Origin of the sequence: Prevotella sp. FD3004 (genome assembly GCF_000746155.1) — a bacterium.
Taxonomy (GTDB): domain Bacteria; phylum Bacteroidota; class Bacteroidia; order Bacteroidales; family Bacteroidaceae; genus Prevotella.
Map to the genome: position 1 here is coordinate 134,659 of NZ_JQKR01000012.1, position 22,125 is coordinate 156,783.

Genomic DNA, 22,125 nt, shown 5'->3' on the forward strand with positions numbered 1-22,125 from the left:
CTAACGTTCTCTCTTCTTTTTCTTGTTGGCCTTCTTTTCTTTCTTTTGCCAGGGCATATGATGGAGCTTCACGTTGGGCTTCACCTTCATCTTATGGATGGAGTCGGTACTGGTAAAGGAGAAATCGCAGAGCAGATCAACATTCTTGTTCTTCTGCGAGAGGTGGCCAAGGGCGATTGCTCCGTCGCTGTTGATGGTCGCATCGACATTCTTCACTTTCACTTTCTTGTAGCTTGCTTCCATCACTGTGGCATTTACATGGCCAATAGGCAGTTTGCCACCTTTCCTTCTCCTAATCTGTGCCGTACGTGGTTTCGACATATCGAAAGTGAAGTTGGCCCGACAAGCAACAGCTCCGATGTCCTTCATCTCCAAGACTTTGCCCAGCCTGAGAGAACTGGTATGCACGCTGCCAGACACATACTTGGTCTTCTCGTTGAGCGTCAGGTTGAAGTTCATCGTGCCCACAGCCGTACGCAGTAAACCCTTGAACTGCTCTTTTTTATAAAGAACGGCCAAGTCGCCTGTGTAGCCTATGGTGCCCAAGGCCTTGAGCTGTTTCATCATAAACTTCTTCACGGCAAACTGGTTAATGATATCCACTGCTGTCTTGGTTGGGGTGGTCATATTCTTGACATGGAAACGGATGTCTAACAGTTCTTTTTCTTTCAGATGTCTGATACTGCCATAAGCATCGAGTTTCAGCTTCTGGTCTGCTGTATTCACATGGATATCGCTAAACTGCATCGTACTGTCTGTTCCATTCAGCTTTACCTTCAGTTCCAACGGAATCGTAAAGTTGGACAGAACAGGCGCAAACGGACGGGAGATATCCTTAAGTTGCGTTTTACCAGAAATCTCTGAGGTGTTATAGACTAATTTCCTTCCTGTTTTCTTACTTGGAAGGATGACTTCACCATGATCGAAGGTCAGGATGGTACCTTCCTGTTGGATAGTCACGTCGCTGAGATGTACCTTATCTTTATTAATTCCCGCCGTAAAACGCAAGTCTTTGACGTCAAAGCCCGTCAATGAGTCTTTTGCCACAAAGCTGGTCATGGTGATATTGGCTGTATCTTTGCCGTAATGATTCACAGTGAACTGCATGTGGGCAAGCACATCCAGATGGCCAGCATCGAAAGCACCGCGGTGGGGTCTGCCTGTGTTCTTACGGGGCTGGTGATTGTTGAGGATATAATGCAGACTATCAACACTTACAAGCAACTGGCCTTTTTCTTCTGTTAGCTTCAGACACGATAAACCCATGCGACTTGTCAGCATCTTACCTTTCTTCGTTAGTCTGTCGAACTTACCTCTAAGATGGCGTATCTCACCTTTTTGATGCCCTGCCCACCCCTTACTATAATCAAGTTTCTCCAGATAGAATGTGTCTTCATTATATACGATATCGATATGAGCGACCTTCAAATCGATGACATCCAATGATAGTTTCCGCTTCTTTTCCTGCTTCTCACCCTCAGATTGCTTAGCTTTAGGTTTATCACTTTTAAAGGCGTCGATCACAAACTGATAGTTGGCGACGCTGTCTTCTGGCTGATACAGACGGACTTTCACACCCTCTATCCCTGCTTTGGAAACTTTCACCTTCCGCGCTGTCAGTTCCCACAAATCGAGAGTCAGAGCCAGTTTCCTGGCCTGTAACATCTTGCGTTGTTGCAAGTCCTCCACATCAAGTCCCATCAGATTAATATTGAAAGCCAGAAAGTTCACGCTGACGCTGTCTATCCTAACTTCCGTCTGAAGTTTCTCTTTCAACAAGCCTGTTGAATAGCTTAGCAGTTTCTGCTGAACCGAACTGGTATTCAGCAAGATGGCTGCCGTTATCAACAATATAAGCAACAAAGCGACAAAACCACCGAGAATCTTCAAGACAAGAAGTAATAACCTTTTCATCTTTTAATTGGTTTTTAGTCTATTCGGCTACAAAGATACGAAAAATTTCTTAATACATATTTATTTATTCTATATTTCTTCGTATCTTTGTGCGCAAATTCATCAATAAAACAAACAGCATGGACGAAGCAGCGTGTGTCGCATTACTCGAAGAACATGGCGTCAGACCTACCGCCAACCGCATTGTCGTGGCTAAGGCTCTTGCAAGTTCTATACAGCCCCAGTCATTGGCAGAACTGGAACGTAAAATCTCGACTATCGATAAGTCGAATGTGTTTCGTGCCCTCACACTCTTCAAAGAGCACCATCTGGTACATGCCATCGAAGGGAGCAGTGACGGCACCAAATATGAACTCTGCTATAGTCACAATCATGAGCATGATGATGATCAGCATCCGCATTTCTACTGCGAAGAGTGCCATGAGACCTACTGCCTCGACTATACCGACATGCCGGAGATTCAGTTGCCTGAGGGGTTCAAAATGACTTCGGCCAATATGATGATTAAGGGCATCTGCCCTCACTGCAATAAAAAATGATAGATTTCAGAAATATACGCGTTCTGGCTTTTGACGCCGATGACACATTATGGGACTGCCAGTCTCACTTTGAATCTGTAGAGAACCATCTCTACCGTCTCATTGCACCCTATTGTGACAATCCCGCCCATGAACTGTTCATGACCGAATCAGGCAATATGGCTGATTTGGGTTATGGCTGCAAAGCCTTCACCATCTCTATTATAGAAACCGCCCTCCGCGTGGCTGGCGACCATTTGTCAGCTGAAGAGCTTTCCGATCTTCTCAGCGACAGCAAATCACTGCTCCATCTGCCTGCGACCCCACTTCCTGAGGTTAAAGAAACACTCCAGCGTCTGCAGGCCTGGCCCTATCGGCTTGCTGTCTTTACTAAAGGAGAATTGCAGGATCAGGAAAACAAACTCCATCGCAGCGGACTTGCAAAATACTTCTCACATGTAGAGATCACATCGAACAAGACAGAAGTAGAGTTTCAGCAACTCTGCGAACACCTGGACATTCTACCCGAACACCTGCTGATGATCGGTAACTCGCTGAAGAGCGACATTGCACCAGCCCTCAACATCGGAGCTTCTGCAATCCACATCCCCTTCCACGTTACATGGCAGCTGGAACACTCTGAAGACATTGAGCACGAACGCCTTGTTAAAATAACCCATTTCAACGAAATACTTAAACTCTTATGAACTATATTTTCGAAACCCGCATGGAAGTGCGCGACTATGAATGCGACATTGAAGGCATTGTTAACAATGCTAACTATCTGCATTATGCCGAGCATACCCGCCACCTGTTTCTCCGCAGTCTTGGCGTCAGTTTCGCTGCCTTACACGAAAAGGGGGTTGATGCCGTCGTGGCTCGTATGAATCTGCAGTTCAAGACACCGCTACGTTGCGACGATGAATTCATCTCACGTCTGGCTCTTGAGAAGCAAGGAATCAAATACGTTTTCCATCAAGCCATCTATAGGGCCTCTGATGAAAAACTCTGTTTCTATGGCGACATCACGCTCGTCTGTCTCATTAACGGCCGCCTTGCACCCAGTCCAGACTACGACGAAGCCTTCAAAGAGTTTATTTAAATCTCACCTCCCTGTTCTGCGTACTCACTGGGAAGAACACCAAACTCTTTCTTAAAAAGCTTGGTAAAATACTTAGGTGTATTGAAACCTACTGCCATTGAGAGTTCCGTCATCTTGATGTCGGGGCGCTGTCGCAGAATGCGACAAGCTTCCTTCAGACGGATACTATTGATGAAGCCCGTAACGTTTTGATCGGTCAGTGCACGGAGCTTATTATATAAGGTCGAGGAAGAAACACACATGTCAGAAGCAAACTGCTCACGGTCGTAGTCTGCATCGTCGAGATGCTGCTTAACACAATCGATAGCCTTGCTAAGGAACAATTCGTCGGGCGAGGAATGCTGCTGCTCTTCTGCTTCTAATGCCTTGCGAGCTCCCTCATACTGGCGGATTACCATCAGTTCCCGATAATGGAGAAGTTCGCTGACACGCTGCTGCAGACGAGCACGACGGTTGACACGAGCCTTATACCACTCTTTAACACCATAGACAGCTGCTATCAAGAGAACAAAATAAATAAGGTAAGCCCACCAAGTCAGATACCAAGGGGGCAGCACGCGCACATGGATGGAATAAGGCAACTCTACCAAACGACCATAGCTATCATAAGCACGGAGTTTCAACTCATAGCTACCAGCAGGCAGGTTCTGATAGGTAGCGCGGCGGTTTTCGGCGTCGGTGTTGTGCCAATCACGATCATAGCCCTCCAGACGATAGGTATAGCGACACTGTTCCTGATTCTGATAGGCCAGAAGCGAAAACTCAACAGAGAACTTACGGACATCCGATGGAATGGTGATCTCTCGCGTAAAGAATGGGGTGTTTGGGGAAATCGTCTGGCGACGGACAGAGTCGAGCCAAAGATAGGTATGGTCGTCGATGAGCAAATCGGTAACCACAAGTGATGGCATTCTGCCTTGTTGCCAGCGCTCCGTCTGAGCGGCATCAAATGAGAAGAAACCCGTGGCACTTCCATAGAACAACTCATTACCATAATGGAAAGCGCCATTGGGAGAGAAGCGGATGGCCTCGATACCATCTTCCATATTATAGTAAGTAGTGGTGGCATGTTTGCCAGAAAGCATCAGTCGTACCAGTCCCTTATCGGTCGAGAGCCAGATTGCACCAGTGTCGTCGCCCTGAATACTATAGAGTCCGCCCGTACCAATATGATAGAGATGGTTTACAGGCAAGAAAGTGTCGGTTTCATCGTTATAAAGGAAGAGTCCGCCACTTGCAGAGATGGCCCACAGACGATAGGCCTGGTCTTCATAAACGGCGGTTGCCTCGTCGATTGGATAGTTATTGCATGCGGGCGCATACTGATGACATGAATAGGACTTAGGCTGATCAAGACGACCTGTGATGCAGATGATACCCTCACCCTCGGTGGCAATCCAGAGACGGTGCCCATGGTCTTCGAAGATAGCCTGTACGTTACAACGACTAAAATCGCGCCCATCTTCAGTCAGCGACAGCATACGTCCCTTTTCTTCAGAGAGAGCAATACCCAGACCATTGGTCTGTCCTACTAACATGGCACCGCTAGGCAACTTATGGAAAGCCTTAACCTCTTCATCACTGATATAGGGCATACTGCTTCGAGACAGATGGCGGGAAGGTTCACCATCTTTCCATACGACAATTCCATGAGAACTTGCCATCCATACTGAGCCATCGGGTTGTTGCTGAATATCAGAAATCGTCTGGACATAGATTCCCTGTGGTCCTGTCATCTGAGCCATTCCTGGTATCTGGGTGTTATAGGCCACCTGCCCTGAAGAGCGCTCATAAAGAGCCAGGCCATAGGGCTGAAGTCCCAACCAGAAACGATTGCCATCGGCAGTAAAAACGGTCTGTATGCGGTTGACTGGCAGTTCAAGTCCTGCCGGGTCGAGATGGAAGAATCGGAAAGGCGACTGGCGGGTACTAAGATGAACGATACCCTGGTTGCGCGTGATGACCCAAAGATTACCCATTCTATCGGTAATCATATCGTAGCAAAAGGTGAGTATGGGGTAGTTGTCTACCTGAGTATAATCATCGATATCGACACGCGTGAGACCTTCAATACAACAGCCCCAAACGGAATGACTCACAGAATCTTCTACCAAGCGGTGAAACGTACGGAAATCGCGGCGTCCTTCGTTCATCCAGTGCATAACAGGAGATTGCTCGTTCTCGGGATGATCAAGGCGCACGATACCGTGCTCCCAAGTGCCCACCCACAGACGGCCACGACTATCCATCAGCAACGTCTGGGCGGTATTACGCTCACTGAGTCGCGGATAGCTCACCATGCGCCCAGTCTTCTTATTCAGGCGCAATAAACCTCCTTCCCATGTTCCTATATAAAGATTTCCATGACGATCCTCGGCAAATGAGATAGCTGCCTGAGGCATGTTGATGTCGATGAAATCGTCGATTGTGGCATCATAGCGAGAGACACCAGCATTGGTTCCTGCCCAAACCGTTCCGTCGCTGGTGGTATAGAGAGCACTGATAAGACGAGCCTGTTCGCCACGCAGATGATAGGTCTTGAAGGTTCCTTTTCTGCGATCATAACGGGCCAGACCATCACGGGTACCAATCCAAAGGCCGTCGTTATGGTCTTCAGTAATCGAACGTACATAGTTATTGGGTATGATTCCTGGCGAATAGGCATCACTGCGAAAAGTCTTGAATGCATAACCATCGAAAACCCGAAGACCTTGGTCAGTACCTACCCACATCAGTCCATAATGGTCGAACATCAGGCTACGCGCCTCCTCAGTCCCCTGAACAGGAGTCTGAGACATGATTCTGAGCGGCACACGTTGCGCCGAAACCGTTATACTCAGCATCATCACAATCGCCAGTAACAGCCTTTTCGTCATTAGTTAGTATTCTTGCTGCAAAGATAGTGAAATTTCTCATAAATTATCCAAAATAACAAAAAAAAGACTCTTCCGAGGCCAATTGGGGGTAAAAATAGGCTGTTTTCACGATTTGTTCCCCCAAAATCACACAGAAGAGACATTGATTTAAATCAATTAACGTACTTTTGCAAGCAGAAACTCTAAATAACTAACAACAATGAGAAAAGAACTCTTCCTTACGGCAATACTGATAACTTCTATTGCATCGGCCGAGAATAAGACCATCCGTTCTGGCGAAATCTGGCCAGACGAGAATGGCAAGCACATTAACGCCCATGGAGGCGGCATGATGAAATACGGGAACACCTACTATTGGTTTGGTGAACATAAAGCCGATACCACATCAAGTGCAATGGTCGGTGTGATGTGCTATGCATCGGAAGATCTTCTAAATTGGCGCAACTGCGGCGTTGCCCTGTCCGTTAGTAATGAGAAAGGATCGGATATAGAGCGTGGTTGTGTTTTGGAACGCCCGAAGGTTATATATAATAAGGTGACGGGGAAGTTCTGTATGTGGTTTCATCTGGAATTAAAAGGTAAAGGTTACAGTGCCGCCCGCTATGGCGTAGCTGTAAGCGACAAACCAGAAGGCCCCTACAAGTTCCTTTACTCACAACGAGCTAATGCCGGCACCTATCCCGTTGAATTCGGCCAAAAAGAGCTTGCCATCGTCGATACGCTCAATATAGACCATTTTAAAGAGTGGTGGAAACCCGATTGGCGCAAAGCAATCAAGCAGGGACTCTTCTTAAAGCGCGACTTTGGCACAGGACAAATGGCACGTGACATGACGCTCTACATTGACGATGACGGACGAGCTTATCACATCTTTTCTTCTGAAGACAATCTGACCCTGCATATTGCAGAACTCACGGGCGACTATCTTCACCACTCCGGTCGCTATACGCGAGTAGCTCCTGGCGGACAAAACGAGGCTCCAGCCATCTTCAAGAAAGACGGAACTTACTGGATGATTACCTCGGGCTGCACAGGATGGGCTCCCAACGAGGCTCGTATGTTTTCCGCTCCAAGCATCTGGGGACCATGGACACAACACCCCACCCCATGCGTAGGCCCAAAGTCGGAAATCACTTTCGAAGGACAGTCTACTTTCATTCTTCCTTATGGCGACCGTTTCATCTTCATGGCTGACATCTGGCGCCCAAGACATCCAAGTGACGCCAGATATATCTGGTTGCCCATTGAGTTTGAGAATGGGAAACCTGTCATCAGATGGCGTGATTCATGGAATCTCGACGAACTACGATAATTCACCTTACTAACAATTATAACATTAAACTTAAAACAGTAACAAATGAAGTATGCTAATTTAACTCTCCCATCTCGCAAACTATGTTTCGTGGTGGCGTTGGCTGCGGGGATTATGTCATTCCCTTTGTCGACTAAGGCAGAACAGGCCGTTCAGAACGTCCAGCAGACTGGCGTGGTAAAAGGCCAAGTGACTGACAAGAATGGTGACGCCGTGATTGGTGCTACCGTAAAAGTCAAAGATGCACAATCAGGTACCGTTACCGATTTCAATGGTAATTTCTCACTCAACGTGCAGAACGGTGGTACCCTTATCATCTCTTACATTGGCTATCTGACAAAGGAAGTAAGCTTCACTCCTGGCCAAAGCCTTAACATCACTATCGAAGAAGATGCTACTGCTCTTGAAGAGGTGGTTGTAGTAGGTTATGGTGTTCAGAAAAAGTCGGATGTGACCGGTTCTGTTACCTCTATTAATAAGGAGCGTCTGAGCAAACTGCCCGTAACCAACGTTCTGCAGGCTGTTCAAGGCGCAGCCGCTGGTGTAAATATCACGCAAGGCAGTTCTATTCCTGGTGATGCTCCCTCTGCATTGATTCGTGGACGTAACTCTATCAACGCAGGAACTGGCCCTTACATCGTTGTCGATGGTATTCCCATCTCGAAGAGCGGTGGTTCGCTGAACGATATCAACCCCGCCGATATCGAGTCGATGGAAATTCTGAAGGATGCCTCTGCTACCGCTATCTATGGTACCAACGGTGCGAATGGTGTAATTCTTATTACCACCAAGCATGGTAAGGATGGTAAACCTACTATCAGCTATAATGGTTATCTGGGTGTTGAGGACTTTGCTAAGAAACTCGACTTCTGTAATGGTGCCCAGATTACACAGCGTTATAAGGACTATGTAGCCCAGAATGCCGGTGAGACCATGTACAACGACTATGTAAAGAACGCCAGCGAGGCCGCTGCACAGGCTGCAGGACAAGAGACAGACTGGCTGTACGACATGATTTCGCAGACTGGTATCATCCAGGATCACAACGTAACCATCAACGGTGGTGCCGATAAGGTGAAGTACTTCATCTCGGGCGACTACATGAGTCAGAAAGGTGTACTGAAGGGCTTTAACTACAAGCGCTACTCACTGCGTATGAATGTAGATGCTGACGTAACAGACTACTTGAAGATTGGTACTAACAGCTATATCGTTTCGCACAACCGTGACGGTGGCCGTGTGAACTTCCTGATGGCCGAGGCCATGTCGCCTTACGGACAGGTTTACGATGAGGACGGCAGCTACTGCCAGTATCCGATGTACTCAGAGACCCTGTTCTTCAACCCTATGCAGAATGTTGGCCAGGATCACGAGCGTCGCCAGTGGAACATTAACCTGAACGGTTATGCCGACATTAACTTCGAGAACATCTGGAAGCCTCTGGCTGGACTCCACTATAAGTTTAACTTCGGTTACTCTTACGTTCCTAAGCGCGAGAACTACTATAACGGCGAAGCTCAGTTCAACACATCTGGTGGTTATGGCTACATTTTCAATGCAGAGACACAGAGCCGCACCGTTGAGAACATCCTGAGCTATGCTAAGGATATTCAGAAGCACCACTTCGACATCACGCTGCTGTACGCTTCATCACGTAAGAAGTATCACGACAACACCGCTACTGGTGCTAAGTTCATTAACGACGAGCTGTCATGGCACAATCTGGGTGGTGGTAGCACACAGACTTCTAAGTCGTATACCGACCTGTACAAGACTGTATCACAGATGGGGCGTTTGAACTACTCTTACGACAGCCGTTACCTGTTTACTTTCACTGTACGTCGCGACGGTTCATCGGTATTCGGTGATGATAACAAATATGGTACATTCCCATCAGTAGCTCTCGGTTGGAATATCACTAACGAGAAGTTCATGGAGAAGACACAGAGTTGGCTGAACAACCTGAAGCTGCGTCTCTCTTACGGTAAGGCCGGTAACGAGGCCATCGGCGTTTACGAGACACTGGCTAAGATGTCGAACTCAGCCATCACTATGGATGGTGCTTCCGCAACAGCTCTTAATCCAAACAGCCGCATGGGTAACTCTGGACTTGGTTGGGAGACTACCAAGACCTTCAACGTTGGTATCGACTTCGGTATCCTGAACAACCGCATCAACGGTAACATCGATTTCTATACATCGACCACTACCGACCTGCTGTTGCAACGCAACCTGCCAAAGATTTCTGGTTACTCTAACGTATATATGAACATGGGTAAGACCGCTAACAAGGGTCTTGAGGTAACTATCAACTCAAAGAACATTGTTACTAAGGACTTTACATGGGGTACCAACCTCGTATGGTCATGGAACAAGAACGAGATTAAGGACCTGTATGGCGACAAGAAGGATGATATCGGTAATGGTTGGTTTATCGGACAGCCTATTAGCGTCATCTACGACTACGTGATGGAAGGCATCTGGCAGGAGGACGAGATTGCTGCCGGCAAGCACTTGCAGCAGGATCCTCAGGCACAGGCTGGTGACGTGAAGATAGCTGACCTGGATGGCGACGGTAAGATTACACCAGAGGGCGACAAGAAGATTCAGGGCCAGACCACTCCAAAGTGGACCGCTGGTTTGACCAATACCTTCTCATACAAAGGCTTCACCCTGAGCGTATTCATCCAGACTGCACAAGGCCACAAGCGTAACAATTCACTTTTACGAATGGCTGCTGATGAGCAAGGACGCCGTAACTCTACCACCGAGGTTGGCTACTGGACTCCTGAGAACAAGAGCAACGAGTATCGCTCACTGAGCAAGACTTCTAACCGCTGGGGCTATGCATTCCCACGTAGCGCAGCTTATACCCGTATCAAGGACGTAACACTGAGTTACCAATTCCCTGCACAGGTTCTGAATGCACTCCACCTGAGTGCTCTGACAGCTTACGTAAGCGGACGTAACCTCTACACCTTCACCAGCTGGAAGGGATGGGATCCAGAGGCTGACATCACTCAGCGCGGATGGAGTGGTTACGAAAACAACTACCCCATGACCAAGAGCTTCGTATTCGGTCTTAACGTCACATTCTAATTATAAGGAGATACAATTATGAAACTAAAAAACATTATATATTCAGCACTGGCTGTCAGCGCACTGACTCTGACCTCATGCAGCGACAGCTACTTGGATGAGAAGATGTACTCATCATACGGCACCGACGTGACTGACGTCGAGGCTAAGATTATCGGCTTGCACCAGAAATTTGCCGACCTCTGGGGATGGAGCGATCAGCAGGGATTCGTTGGCTGCTTCCAAGATGGTACCGATGTAGGAGCCCCTGGCTCTACACAGGGTGTTGAGGTACCTTTCTATCAGTATGGCTCACTGAATGCTGAGAACAGTGGTGTAAGCAAGTTGTGGACATCACTCTACAGTATCATTAATAGTGCTAACATCATTATTAATACAGAGAATGTTGATGCTGCCGCCAAAGGCGAGGCAGAGTTCTTCCGTGCATACGCTTACAACCTGCTGGTAACACTGTGGGGACCAGTGCCCCTGCTTACCGAGAGCAAGGCTGAGCCACGCACCGACTTCATACGTAACGCTGTATCAGAGATTGACGCTGTGATTTTCGCCGATTTGAACGATGCTATCGCCAACCTGCCTGAGGTAGGTAAAACCAAGACACAGAACCGTATCAACAAGGACTGTGCCCGTATTCTGGCTGGTGAGGCTTTCAACCGCATGGGCAAATATGCCGAAGCCGAGGCCGCTGTATCAGCTACTATCAACAGCGGCAACTACAAGCTCATCTCGGAGCGCTATGGTAAGTTCCTTTCTGATGCCGGCGACTACTACAGCGATATGTTCCGTTGGGGCAACCAGCGCCGTTCGCAGGGTAACACCGAGGGTATCTGGGTATTCCAGATGGAGTACAACCGCGACGTAACAGGTGGTATCATCAATGCCCCACAGCAGCGTCGTAACTGGGTGGCTGCTTTCCACAAGCTGACCGATTTTATGCAGAATGCCGACTCTCTCGGCGGTCGTGGTAACGGTCGTCTGCGTCTGAGCAACTACGTGAAGTATGGTATCTGGGAGGATGGCGATATCCGTAACTCAAACCACAACATCCGTCGTATCCTGTATGCCAACAAGCCAAATGTAAACAAGGAGATTTCGGTAAAGGATGGTTTCCGTGTTGACGATGGCACATCAGGTGCTACCAAGATCACCATCAAGACCGGCGATCGTATCTACTGGAAGACAAGCGATACTCTGGAAGTCATGTATCCTCACCCAACTAAGTGGGGTGCTTACGACCCAACCGACGACTTTGGATGGGAGATGGTTAAGGACTGGCCTCTGATGCGTTTCGCCGAAGCTTATCTGCTCCGTGCCGAGGCTCGTATCAACCAGGGTAACACCGCTGGTGCAGCCGAGGATATCAACGTACTGCGCGACCGTGCTTTCAAGACCTATCGTGCTGAAACAGGTAATGCTAATGCTGGTAAGGTGACTGCTGCACAGATGACTATCGACTTCCTGCTCGACGAGCGCATCCGTGAGATGGTTGGCGAGGAGAACCGTCGTTACACCCTGTGCCGTACAGGCAAGCTGGCTGAACGTGTAAAGATGATGATGGATAAGTGGGCTGAGGGAACCGACAGTAAGAAGATTACCGGTTTCGATGCTTCGAAGCACACCCTGCTGCCTATTCCTCTGTCAGAGATCCAGCTGAACAAGGATGCTGACTTACAGCAGAATCCTGGTTATTAAGACATTAATATTTCATTCATACATAATTTAGGTTATTAGTTAGTATTTTCTAAGGCGGAGGGGCAGTCTGCGCGATGTAGGCTGCCCCCTTTTGTAAGAATTAACAAGCTTAGAACCTATATTATGACAGATTCTTAGTATCTTTGCAAACAGCTAACATAACAGATTATGAAAAGACTACTGTTAACACTCACATTGCTCTCGGCCCTGACTCTACAAGCAAAACGTTGGACGGCCAATGAGGTGAAGGATGTTATCAGAAAGGTAAACACCTACTGGCAGACAAACAATCCTGCTGAGGTGCGCTCCTTTTGGGACAACGCCGCCTATCATACGGGCAATATGGAGGTATACAAAATACTGAAAGACGAAAAGATGCTCGACTATAGTATTCAGTGGGCAGAGCATAACCAGTGGAAAGGTGCCACTGAGCCGGATCCTTCGAACTGGAAATACAAACAATACGGAGAAGGACAGGACTATGTTCTTTTCGGCGATTGGCAGATTTGTTTCCAGACATATATCGACCTCTATAATCTTGAAAAAGATGAAAAGAAAGTTGCCCGTGCCAAAGAGGTAATGGGCTATGAAGCCGACTCTAAAGCACATGACTACTGGTGGTGGGCCGATGCTCTCTACATGGTGATGCCCGTGATGACAAAGATGTATAAACTCACTGGCGATGAGAAATATCTGCGTAAACTCTATGAGAATATCTGTTATAGTGACTCTATTATGCTAGATCATGAAACGGGGCTTTACTTCCGTGACGGTAAGTATATCTACCCGAAGCATAAGACCGCAGCAGGTAAAAAAGATTTCTGGGCACGTGGCGACGGATGGGTGCTGGCAGGATTGGCCAAGGTTCTACAAGACATGCCTCAGACCTATGTGCGCCAACCTTTCTTCGCAGAGAAATTCACTAATCTGGCCCGTGGCGTAAAAAGATTGCAACAACCTGAGGGGCATTGGACCCGCTCGATGATGGATCCCAAACAAGCTCCCGGCTATGAGACCAGCGGTACTGCCTTCTTCTGCTATGGACTGCTTTGGGGCGTTAATCATGGCTACCTGCAAAAGAAAGAGTTTGGACCAACCATCGAGAAAGCATGGAACTATCTGACTACTATCGCACTACAGAAAGATGGTAAGATTGGATATGTTCAACCCATAGGTGAACGCGCCATCCCTGGTCAGACGGTCGATGCAAACTCTCAGGCCAATTTCGGCGTTGGCGCCTTCCTGCTAGCCGCGTGTGAATACATAAGATATATTGGACAATGAATCTGCTATTGACGATAACTCTCAGCATAACCAGTCTGTTGCCGCAGGCTGACGACAACTTCTGGCAGGATTCTATTCCCACAGAAATGCGCCAGAGTTATATAGCTTATGGCGAACAATACCTTGATAAGCCTTGGACGGCATTACCTTTTACCGTCTTCGCAGAGAACAAGCAAACGGGCAACCGTGTGAACTACGAAACCATCTGCTTTGAGAAACGTCGTCAGTTGGCAGCTCTCGTCATGGCTGAGATTATAGAAGGTAAAGGTCGTTTCACTGGCAAAATCATCGATGGAATAGGCAGCTTTTGTGAGGAAACGTGGTGGGGTATCCCTGCCCACTACGCCAAAGCCATTCCCTTGGCAGAGCTTCAGGAAGTGGACCTCTTTAATGCCGAGACCGCCAATCTCATCGTGTGGACCAAATATATGCTTCAGAAACAGTTTGATGACTTTTCACCCGACCTCTGCCAGCGCATTGATCGTGAGATAGAACGACGTATCCTTGTGCCGGCCTTGAAGAAAGACTATTGGTGGAAAACGGCTGGCATGAACTGGAATCCCTGGATATGCAGCAACTGGCTGGCATGCGTGTTGCTCTGCGAGCACGACGAGGCCCGTAAAGCTGAAGCTATTGCCCAGATAGAGAAAGCCACACAAGCCTTTATCGATGCGTATCCTGACGATGGAGGCTGTGACGAAGGCCCTGGTTACTGGGATCGTGCTGCCGCCTCGATGTTCGAGGTACTGAGATTGATGCCTGATTTCCCTGACGATGCTGATAAAATCGGTAGGATGGCATCCTACGCCTATAAGACCTACATAGGCAATGACTACTGCGTAAACTTCGCCGATGCACATGAGAACAAGGCTGTGCAACAGGTGAACATTGTCTATCCCTTCGGCCTCTGGCTCGGCGATCAGACCATGCGAGAGTTCGGAGCTTACTTAGGGCGCCAAAAGGGAGTGCTCACCAATCCTGCAGCTCTATACGATAAGAGCGGTAACTTTCCCACACTCAGCCGTGAGCTCTTCTTTCTTCGAAATATCCGCCATTTCATCGAAGAACGACCATGCGAACCATTATTAAAAGATGTGTGGCTCCCCAACCTTCAGGTTATGACGGCCCGCAGAGGTAATCTGTTTATAGCCATGAAAGGAGGGACCAATGGTGAGAGTCACAACCACAATGACGTGGGGTCTTTCATTGTCTATGCTGACGGCGAGCCATTATTTATCGACCCTAGCGTAGGTGAATATACAGCCAAGACATTCAGTAACGACCGATATAGCATCTGGACTATGCAGTCACAATATCACAACCTGCCTCAGATTAATGGCATCGATCAGAAGGACGGTAGGCAATATGCAGCCAAAGTCATTAGCCATAGAAACGGTCAACTGACACTTGACATTGCAGGTGCCTATCCCGACGAAGCAGGAATAAAGACATGGAAACGTACGGTTTCATCGAGCAAATCTGCCATTACTATTACTGAGGATTATGAACTGAGCGAATATTGCCATCCAACCCGTCTGATGTTCATCACCCTCGACCGCAACGCTTTGAGCCGTATTCACTTCGACACCAACCAACTCTCAGCCACCATTGAAGACATCAGCGACCTGCTTGACCCACTGCTACAAGGCATGTGGGGAAAACAAATATATCGTATCGTTCTAACTGTCAAATCACAAAAAACAAACAACAAAATTAAATACACCATCCAATGAAAAGACTTATTACCTTGATGACAGCCTTAGCGCTACTTCTGCCACTCCACGCTAAAAAAGTAAAGCAGCAGACCGATCGTGACTATTGGTGTTCTCTGGCCTATAAGATGGCACAGCCCGTATTGGAAAACATGGCCAAGGGAGAATTGCAGAAGAACATGAAGACAGAGTTCTCCCCATCGTTCGACAACCGCGATCGCTCTGTTGTCTATATGGAGACCTTTGGACGCTTAATGGCAGGTATTGCCCCTTGGCTCACCTTACCCGATGACAACACACCAGAAGGTTTACAACGAAAACAACTTCGCGAATGGGCTCTTGCTGCATACAAGAATTCTGTCGACCCCGAATCTCCAGATTATTTGTGTTGGGGCAAAGCTGGGCAGAATCTGGTAGATGCAGCCTACATCGCTGAATCGTTCCTCCGCGCCTGGGACACTCTATGGATACCACTTGACGATATCACGAAACAGCGATATATCAAGGAATTCCAAGGCATGCGCAAGATAGACCCTCCTTACACGAACTGGTTTCTATTCTCGTCGACTATCGAGAGTTTGCTGGCCAAGGCTGGAGCACAGTTCGATGAGTTCCGTGTCAACACCGCCTGCCGCAAGGTAGAAGAGTGGTACGTTGGCGACGGCTGGTATGCTGACGGCCCAGTGTTTGCTTTCGACTATTATTCGAGCTATGTTTTCCATGCCATGTATCTGGAAACGTTGCAAGCGATGGTCGATGCCAAAGTCAACTCGCGCCTGGACTACCAAAAGTATCATGATCGTGCCCTGAAGCGTGCACAGAAGTTTGCTATCATCCTTGAACGTTTTATCTCGCCAGAGGGTACCTTCCCCGTCATTGGCCGCTCTATACCATATCGCATGGCAGCCATGCAACCTTTGGCCCTAATGGCATGGTATCAGAAACTTCCTGAGGAGTTGAGCAATGGTCAGGTACGTGCAGCCCTTACAAAGGTATTACATCGTATGTTCGATATTCAACAGCACTCGGCCCAAGGAGACGCTTGCCTAAGCAAGAATTTCAACGACGCTGGTTATCTGACTATCGGTTTCTGTGGTTCACAGCCCGAGATAGCTGACTGGTATACCAATAACGGCTCGCTCTACATGACCTCATTAGCTTTTATGCCCCTCGGTTTGCCTGCCAACCATCCTTTCTGGACAGATGCTCCGCAGCCTTGGACGCAAGTCAAAGCCTGGGAAGGGCAGCCTTTCCCTAAGGATCACCGCTGGGGCGACGATATCCACACCCATGACAAGTGGTAAGTCAACCCCTAGTTCAGATTGAAAATTCTCCTTGTTTTTTGAAATCCCACACTTTCCGCACCTAAGTCGGGTGTGGGAAGTGTGAGAAGTGTGGGATGTTTCTCGGATATAACAACTATCACGTGAGTAAGGAATAGAAAACACGGGTCGTCATCAACGACGGCCCGTGTTCTACACAGAAAAGATACTAACTTAAAATTAATTCCTATATGCGGGATTCTGATATGCATCCTTCTCCTCCTCGGTCATCTCCATACCCTCCAGCTGTCCCTGTGGGATAGGACGGATATAGTAACCAGCAGGAATATCGCGCTTAACTGTCTGCAGATCCTTATCGGTGTAACCAGCACCAGCGATGCGGTATGTACCAGCACGCTCAGCCCACTTCTGAGTACGAACGAGGTCGAACCAACGGTATCCCTCACCCCAGAACTCACGGCTACGCTCGTCGAGGATGAAATCGATAGTGATCGGGTCCGGTGTTGCAGCAACCATAGCGGCGCTGTTATCAACAGAAACGGCTACGTTGTCGTTCTGAGAGAATGTCTGCTTACCGGCACGGGCACGGAGTACGTTAACCAGAGTCTTAGCATCGGCCTGCTTACCGAGCTTAACAGCAGCCTCAGCACCGATGAGATAGAACTCAGAGAACTTAGCAACGTTCCAAGGACGTGGGCTACCACCATTAACCTTTGAACCAAGACCACCAGCATTGTCAGTACGATAGATACCAATCTTCCAGTTGATGGGGTACTTCTTACGGCTGATGTGGTTTACAGCAACTACGAAGTCAGGACGGCCTGCCATCTCACCGAAACCAAGCTTACCATCGGCACCAGTGTAGTTAATCTTGCTGTCCTCGCTCTCAGGAACCCAAGAGAAGTAAACCTCGTTGGGATATACCTTCTCACCATTAGCACCAAATACATAAGGCTCGGTGTTACCACTCTTCTGCCAGTTGGTATGATAGCGCAGGGTGAAGGTTGCATCGTAACGAGAGTCGATAGCCTTAACAGCATCTTCCCAAACACCACCTTCCATGAAGTTGTCGGCGATAGGAGCCATACGAGTCCAAGGACGACCGAGAGCCTGAACTGCCTCACGCTGAATGGGGTTAATAGAAGCACCAGAAGCAGCCTTTGCAATCATCTCGGTGTAGTTCCAAGTCTCCATCCAGTAAGCGAAGTTCTCAGGAGAACCACCGTTACCCCAACCATAGCCAGCACCACCGTTACCATACTTCTCGTCCTCGTCGTGATCAGCGTAGAGCATGATTTCAGAGTTGCGGTCGTTGGTAGCTACGTTTACATCATAGAATGTAGGCTGCAGAGCGTATGGACCAGGATTGTTGATGGCCTGCATAGCGGTATCGTAAGCCTTCTGGAAATAGCTCTGGGCCTCACCAGAATTACGACTACACTCAGGATAGGTAGGAATATTGTTTGGGTTCTCCAACCACCAAGCGTATGTCAGATAAGCCTTAGAGAGGTACAAGCGAGCCAAGTTCTTAGTAGCAGTACCAGTAAGACGTGGAGTCTCTGGCAGATCGGCAACAGCTTTCTCAAGGTCGCTGAAGATTGCTGCATAGACTTCAGGAACAGTATTACGTACAGAAGTACGAGCAGTAGAGGTGTTGAACTTCAGTTCGCCAGCACCCAGATCCAGGGGCACACCACCGTAGGTCTGCACCAGGATAAAGTAGTCGAATGCACGGAAGAAGTAAGCCTCGGCCAGCAGAGCTGGATCAATGCCTGCCTCAGCACCATTCTCGATAATACCGCTGGCGGTATTGATGTTAGCAAACAGGGTACCCCATGCGCCACCAGAAACGGTGCTTGAAGGAGTAACAGAACCTACACCTGAGAGGTCGGCATCCTTAAAGTTACCATCGGCACTCTGTGCGTATGTGTACTCATCGGTACCTGTCTCAAGGGTGTTCAGGTAGTAACCGTTGCCATAGAAATAGCGCAGGTGAGCGTAGAGCGATGTCAGACCGCCCTCAATACCCGCCTTCGTATTAAAGAAGGTTGGGTCGAACTGGCTACGAGGCTGCTCGTCGAGCACGTCGTTGCAGGATGTCATGGTAGTTGAGAGACCACAGCATACGAGACCCGCAGCAAGAATATATTTGATACTTTTAGTTTTCATAACTCTTAATTCTTAAATGATTCTTTAGAATGTTACGTTAACACCGAAGATGAAGTTGCGGGTTGAAGGTGTGTTATAACCTACGATAGGCATTCTGTGACTACCGAATGAGTAACCTACAGCCGTATTCTCGTTTGACCAAGAGTTGGTTTCTGGATCAAGTCCGCTCTCGTTGTTGTATGGCGAGAAGAGCACGAATGGATTCTGAACGGTAGCATATACACGCAGACGGCTGATACCAAGATCCTTTACAGCCTGCAGCTTATCGAAGTTGTAACCCAGAGTGATGGTGCGGAACTTCAGGTAACCAGCATTGAAATAACCCAATGTAGAACCGTACTTGGGGTTATCGCTGCTCATAATGCCACCTGGTTTTGGATATTTTGCACCAGTGTTCTCCTCGGTCCAGTAGTCAACGTCGAGGTTGTTACGACGACCAGAAAGCATGTTCAAGTAACCATTTGAAGAGTGGATGGCAGAAATCAGCTTACCACCAACCTGGAAGGCACCGATAACAGTCAGATCGAAGTTCTTGTAACCAACAGTTGTATTGAAACCACCGATCAGGTCAGGCTCCATGCTCATAATCTGACGGTCGTCGGGACCAATCTGGCGGCTTGGCGTTACACCGTCCTCCAGGAAGTCGCCCTTAGAAGCATCACCACGATACTTAACCTTAATCATACCTACGTTTCCACCTGGCTCAAGAATGTTCATGTAGGGATCACCCTCCTGCCACAGACCTTCATATTCGTAGTCGTAGATAACATCGATTGGATGACCAACGAACCAGAGGTTTGCCTCATCCTGATCCTTGCCAGAGGCCAACTCAACCAGCTTGTTGCGGTTCTGATAGAAGTTGACACCAGCCTCCCAATTCCAACCGTTCTTGTTGTCGAGGATGATACCGTTCAGAGAGAACTCCCAACCCTTGTTCTGAGTCTTACCGATGTTACCAGTATAGCTGTTTACACCTGATGTATCTGGAAGCTTTACGCTGAGCAGGATATCGTTAGTTTTCTGAGTATAGTACTCGAACGATCCAGACAGACGACCATTGAAGAACGAGAAGTCGAGACCGAAGTTCCAAGTCTTAGAGTACTCCCAACCAAGCTCAGGGTTAGGCAGAGAGTTCACATAGTAACCTGACTTATAGGTAGAGCCGAAGTTATAGTTACGTGTAGCCAGACCTCCAAGAGTAGAATATGGGTTGATACTCTGGTTAGAAGTTTCACCATAACCTACACGAAGTTTCAGGTTGTCGATCCACTTCAGATCCTCCATAAAGCTCTCACGGGCAATGTTCCAACCGGCACTTACTGCAGGATATGTGTGCCACTGATGACCCTTAGCCAGACGTGAAGAAGCGTCCGAACGGAGGGCAGCCGAAATCATATACTTATTATCATAAGAGTACATGACACGACCCATCCAAGAAATCAGACCGCTCTGCCAGTAGTTGTAACCAGTGAGGTTAGCCTGACCAATAGCCTTGTCAAGTGCATAGTACTGGAAGTAGTCGGCAGGAATATCCTGTGCTGATGCACCACTCTGCTCATAAGTTGTCTGCTCAGCAGAGTACATGGCAACAACATTCAAGTTGTGCTTCTCGGCGAAAGTACGATCAAATGTGAGCAGGTTCTCAACAGCCCAGTTACGGGTCTGGTTCTCATAGACAGAACCGCTGTTAACAGCGTTGGCATCCTTATTGTTAATACCAGTACCTGTGAAAGAACCACTCTTAGAAGAACGGAAGTTAAGACCTACGTTTACACGATAGCTCAATCCCTCGATCCATGGGCACTTCAACTCGGCAAACAGGGTATTATACGAACCGATACCCTTGTTCTCGCTCAACCATATATCCTTGTCGCGCTCTACTGTCTCCTTTGTAACCACAATCTGGTCGTCGGCAGGCAGAGCGTTGTAACGCTTCAGGTTACCATTCTCGTCGTATGGGCTTGACAGAGGTGACGAACCCAGTACAGCGTACATGTTGTTCACACCCTGAGTTTTACGATAGCTATTGTTGGTGCTCAAGCCGAAACGGAACCATTTTCCAACCTTCTGGTCGAAGTTACCACGGATAGAAACACGGTCGTAACCCTCGGTAGGAACAACAGATTCATCCTTATAATAACCAGCGCCAAAGCTGTAGCTACCGCCATTGGTACCACCAGCAACACTCAGGTCGTGGTTATAGCTGATACCTGTCTGATAGTACAAATCCTGCCAGTCGGTATTGGTGGTTTCGCTCTCGTCGAGTGAATTCTGGTACAGACCTGCATACTGACGCATCTTAGAGAACGTAGGTCCATCCATCATAGGATACTTGTGGAAAACCTTCTTAAAGCTTACATAACCATTATATGTAACCTTGGCAGGTGTGCCCTGAGCTCCCTTAACGGTTGTGATGATGATAACACCATTAGCACCACGAGAACCATAGATGGCTGTTGCAGAAGCATCCTTCAGGATATCCATTGACTTGATGTCAGCAGGATTGATATCAGAGAGCTGACCCATGAATGGAATACCATCGAGCACGATCAGAGGGTCGTTACTTGCGGTCAGTGAGCGCTGACCACGAATACGAATCTGCATCTCAGCACCTGGCTTAGACGATGTCTGTGTCATGAGCACACCAGCTACACGACCTTGCAGGGCCTGGGCAGCGTTAGTAGCAGCAATCTGATTCAGTTTCTCACCACCGATGTTGGCTACAGAACCTGTAACGGCTTCGCGGCGCTGGGTACCATAACCGATAACAACCACTTCGTTAACTACGTGGCCGTCTTCTTTCAGGTTTACGCGTACATTATCACCAGCCTTTATTTCCTGTGGTTTGTAGCCGACATAAGAAATAACGAGCGTAGCGCCTGGCTTAACATTAAGAGAGAAGTTACCTTCAAAGTCGGTGACTGTACCATTGTTGGTACCCTTCTCCATGACCGTGGCACCAATCAGTGGACCCTGAGAGTCTGAGACCTGACCAGTAGCCTGCTTCGTTTGCTGAACGGAAGCTACAGATTCGGTAGCTGCCGAAGCCTGCTGTGCAGTGATCATGCCCAAGAAGCACAATCCTACCAACATGGCTGTTTTCTTTGCTTTGAAACTCATACGTTTTGGTTTTGTTAGTTAATAATCAATTAATTTAATAAAAA

General features: G+C 48.1%; 13 protein-coding genes. 9 read left to right on the forward strand and 4 right to left on the reverse strand.

From position 1 onward, the window contains the following. On the reverse strand, window positions 1–1,914 hold the full coding sequence (locus tag T325_RS04080) for an AsmA family protein (RefSeq protein WP_036910645.1): 1,914 nt from the start codon (window positions 1,912–1,914) through the stop codon (window positions 1–3). Between the two features lie 119 nt (window positions 1,915–2,033). On the opposite strand from T325_RS04080, the gene T325_RS04085 reads away from it, so the two are divergent. The 3 genes from T325_RS04085 to T325_RS04095 are packed head-to-tail and all read left to right on the forward strand — an operon-like array spanning window position 2,034 to window position 3,534. After that, entirely contained in the window at window positions 2,034–2,453 is a 420-nt protein-coding gene (locus T325_RS04085; protein ID WP_036910646.1) for a Fur family transcriptional regulator, read from the forward strand. After that, complete coding sequence (locus T325_RS04090) at window positions 2,450–3,139, forward strand: HAD family hydrolase (protein WP_036910648.1); 690 nt, start codon at window positions 2,450–2,452, stop codon at window positions 3,137–3,139. Before T325_RS04085 ends, T325_RS04090 begins: the two co-directional genes overlap by 4 nt. Continuing rightward, window positions 3,136–3,534, forward strand: coding sequence for an acyl-CoA thioesterase (locus T325_RS04095; protein WP_036910650.1), 399 nt, complete (start codon window positions 3,136–3,138; stop codon window positions 3,532–3,534). Before T325_RS04090 ends, T325_RS04095 begins: the two co-directional genes overlap by 4 nt. On the opposite strand, the gene T325_RS04100 is transcribed toward T325_RS04095, so the two are convergent. Further along, window positions 3,531–6,410, reverse strand: a complete 2,880-nt coding sequence (locus T325_RS04100; protein ID WP_036910652.1) for a two-component regulator propeller domain-containing protein — start codon at window positions 6,408–6,410, stop codon at window positions 3,531–3,533. The two genes, T325_RS04095 and T325_RS04100, sit on opposite strands and share 4 nt — an antisense overlap. Window positions 6,411–6,609: 199 nt before the next feature. On the opposite strand from T325_RS04100, the gene T325_RS04105 reads away from it, so the two are divergent. From T325_RS04105 to T325_RS04130, 6 genes are all read left to right on the forward strand, one after another. Then, on the forward strand, window positions 6,610–7,722 hold the full coding sequence (locus tag T325_RS04105) for a glycoside hydrolase family 43 protein (protein ID WP_036910654.1): 1,113 nt from the start codon (window positions 6,610–6,612) through the stop codon (window positions 7,720–7,722). Window positions 7,723–7,767: 45 nt separating this feature from the next. Then, window positions 7,768–10,821 carry a SusC/RagA family TonB-linked outer membrane protein gene (locus tag T325_RS04110; RefSeq protein ID WP_036910656.1) on the forward strand — a complete coding sequence of 1,018 codons (3,054 nt, stop codon included), beginning with the start codon at window positions 7,768–7,770 and terminating at the stop codon, window positions 10,819–10,821. An 18-nt stretch (window positions 10,822–10,839) separates the two neighbouring features. Continuing rightward, window positions 10,840–12,513 carry a RagB/SusD family nutrient uptake outer membrane protein gene (locus T325_RS04115; RefSeq protein WP_036910658.1) on the forward strand — a complete coding sequence of 558 codons (1,674 nt, stop codon included), beginning with the start codon at window positions 10,840–10,842 and terminating at the stop codon, window positions 12,511–12,513. A gap of 168 nt (window positions 12,514–12,681) precedes the next feature. Next, complete coding sequence (locus T325_RS04120) at window positions 12,682–13,797, forward strand: glycoside hydrolase family 88/105 protein (RefSeq protein ID WP_081911036.1); 1,116 nt, start codon at window positions 12,682–12,684, stop codon at window positions 13,795–13,797. Continuing rightward, window positions 13,794–15,530, forward strand: coding sequence for a heparinase II/III domain-containing protein (locus T325_RS04125; RefSeq protein ID WP_036910662.1), 1,737 nt, complete (start codon window positions 13,794–13,796; stop codon window positions 15,528–15,530). The genes T325_RS04120 and T325_RS04125 overlap by 4 nt, the downstream gene beginning before the upstream one ends. Next, window positions 15,527–16,813, forward strand: a complete 1,287-nt coding sequence (locus T325_RS04130) for a DUF2264 domain-containing protein (RefSeq protein WP_036910664.1) — start codon at window positions 15,527–15,529, stop codon at window positions 16,811–16,813. The genes T325_RS04125 and T325_RS04130 overlap by 4 nt, the downstream gene beginning before the upstream one ends. Window positions 16,814–17,011: 198 nt before the next feature. Here T325_RS04130 and T325_RS04135 read toward each other — a convergent pair whose 3' ends face one another. Further along, a complete protein-coding gene (locus T325_RS04135; RefSeq protein ID WP_036910666.1) occupies window positions 17,012–18,961 on the reverse strand; it encodes a RagB/SusD family nutrient uptake outer membrane protein in 1,950 nt (649 codons plus the stop codon). Window positions 18,962–18,985: 24 nt separating this feature from the next. Then, window positions 18,986–22,027 carry a SusC/RagA family TonB-linked outer membrane protein gene (locus tag T325_RS04140; RefSeq protein WP_369794034.1) on the reverse strand — a complete coding sequence of 1,014 codons (3,042 nt, stop codon included), beginning with the start codon at window positions 22,025–22,027 and terminating at the stop codon, window positions 18,986–18,988. Window positions 22,028–22,125 lie beyond the last annotated feature (98 nt).

Excerpts from the sequence above, each read along its gene's own strand:
- T325_RS04080 (WP_036910645.1), bottom strand. The coding sequence starts at position 1,914 with ATGAAAAGGTTATTACTTCTTGTCTTGAAGATTCTCGGTGGTTTTGTC.
- T325_RS04085 (WP_036910646.1), top strand. The coding sequence starts at position 2,034 with ATGGACGAAGCAGCGTGTGTCGCATTACTCGAAGAACATGGCGTCAGA.
- T325_RS04090 (WP_036910648.1), top strand. The coding sequence starts at position 2,450 with ATGATAGATTTCAGAAATATACGCGTTCTGGCTTTTGACGCCGATGAC.
- T325_RS04095 (WP_036910650.1), top strand. The coding sequence starts at position 3,136 with ATGAACTATATTTTCGAAACCCGCATGGAAGTGCGCGACTATGAATGC.
- T325_RS04100 (WP_036910652.1), bottom strand. The coding sequence starts at position 6,410 with ATGACGAAAAGGCTGTTACTGGCGATTGTGATGATGCTGAGTATAACG.
- T325_RS04105 (WP_036910654.1), top strand. The coding sequence starts at position 6,610 with ATGAGAAAAGAACTCTTCCTTACGGCAATACTGATAACTTCTATTGCA.
- T325_RS04110 (WP_036910656.1), top strand. The coding sequence starts at position 7,768 with ATGAAGTATGCTAATTTAACTCTCCCATCTCGCAAACTATGTTTCGTG.
- T325_RS04115 (WP_036910658.1), top strand. The coding sequence starts at position 10,840 with ATGAAACTAAAAAACATTATATATTCAGCACTGGCTGTCAGCGCACTG.
- T325_RS04120 (WP_081911036.1), top strand. The coding sequence starts at position 12,682 with ATGAAAAGACTACTGTTAACACTCACATTGCTCTCGGCCCTGACTCTA.
- T325_RS04125 (WP_036910662.1), top strand. The coding sequence starts at position 13,794 with ATGAATCTGCTATTGACGATAACTCTCAGCATAACCAGTCTGTTGCCG.
- T325_RS04130 (WP_036910664.1), top strand. The coding sequence starts at position 15,527 with ATGAAAAGACTTATTACCTTGATGACAGCCTTAGCGCTACTTCTGCCA.
- T325_RS04135 (WP_036910666.1), bottom strand. The coding sequence starts at position 18,961 with ATGAAAACTAAAAGTATCAAATATATTCTTGCTGCGGGTCTCGTATGC.
- T325_RS04140 (WP_369794034.1), bottom strand. The coding sequence starts at position 22,027 with ATGATCACTGCACAGCAGGCTTCGGCAGCTACCGAATCTGTAGCTTCC.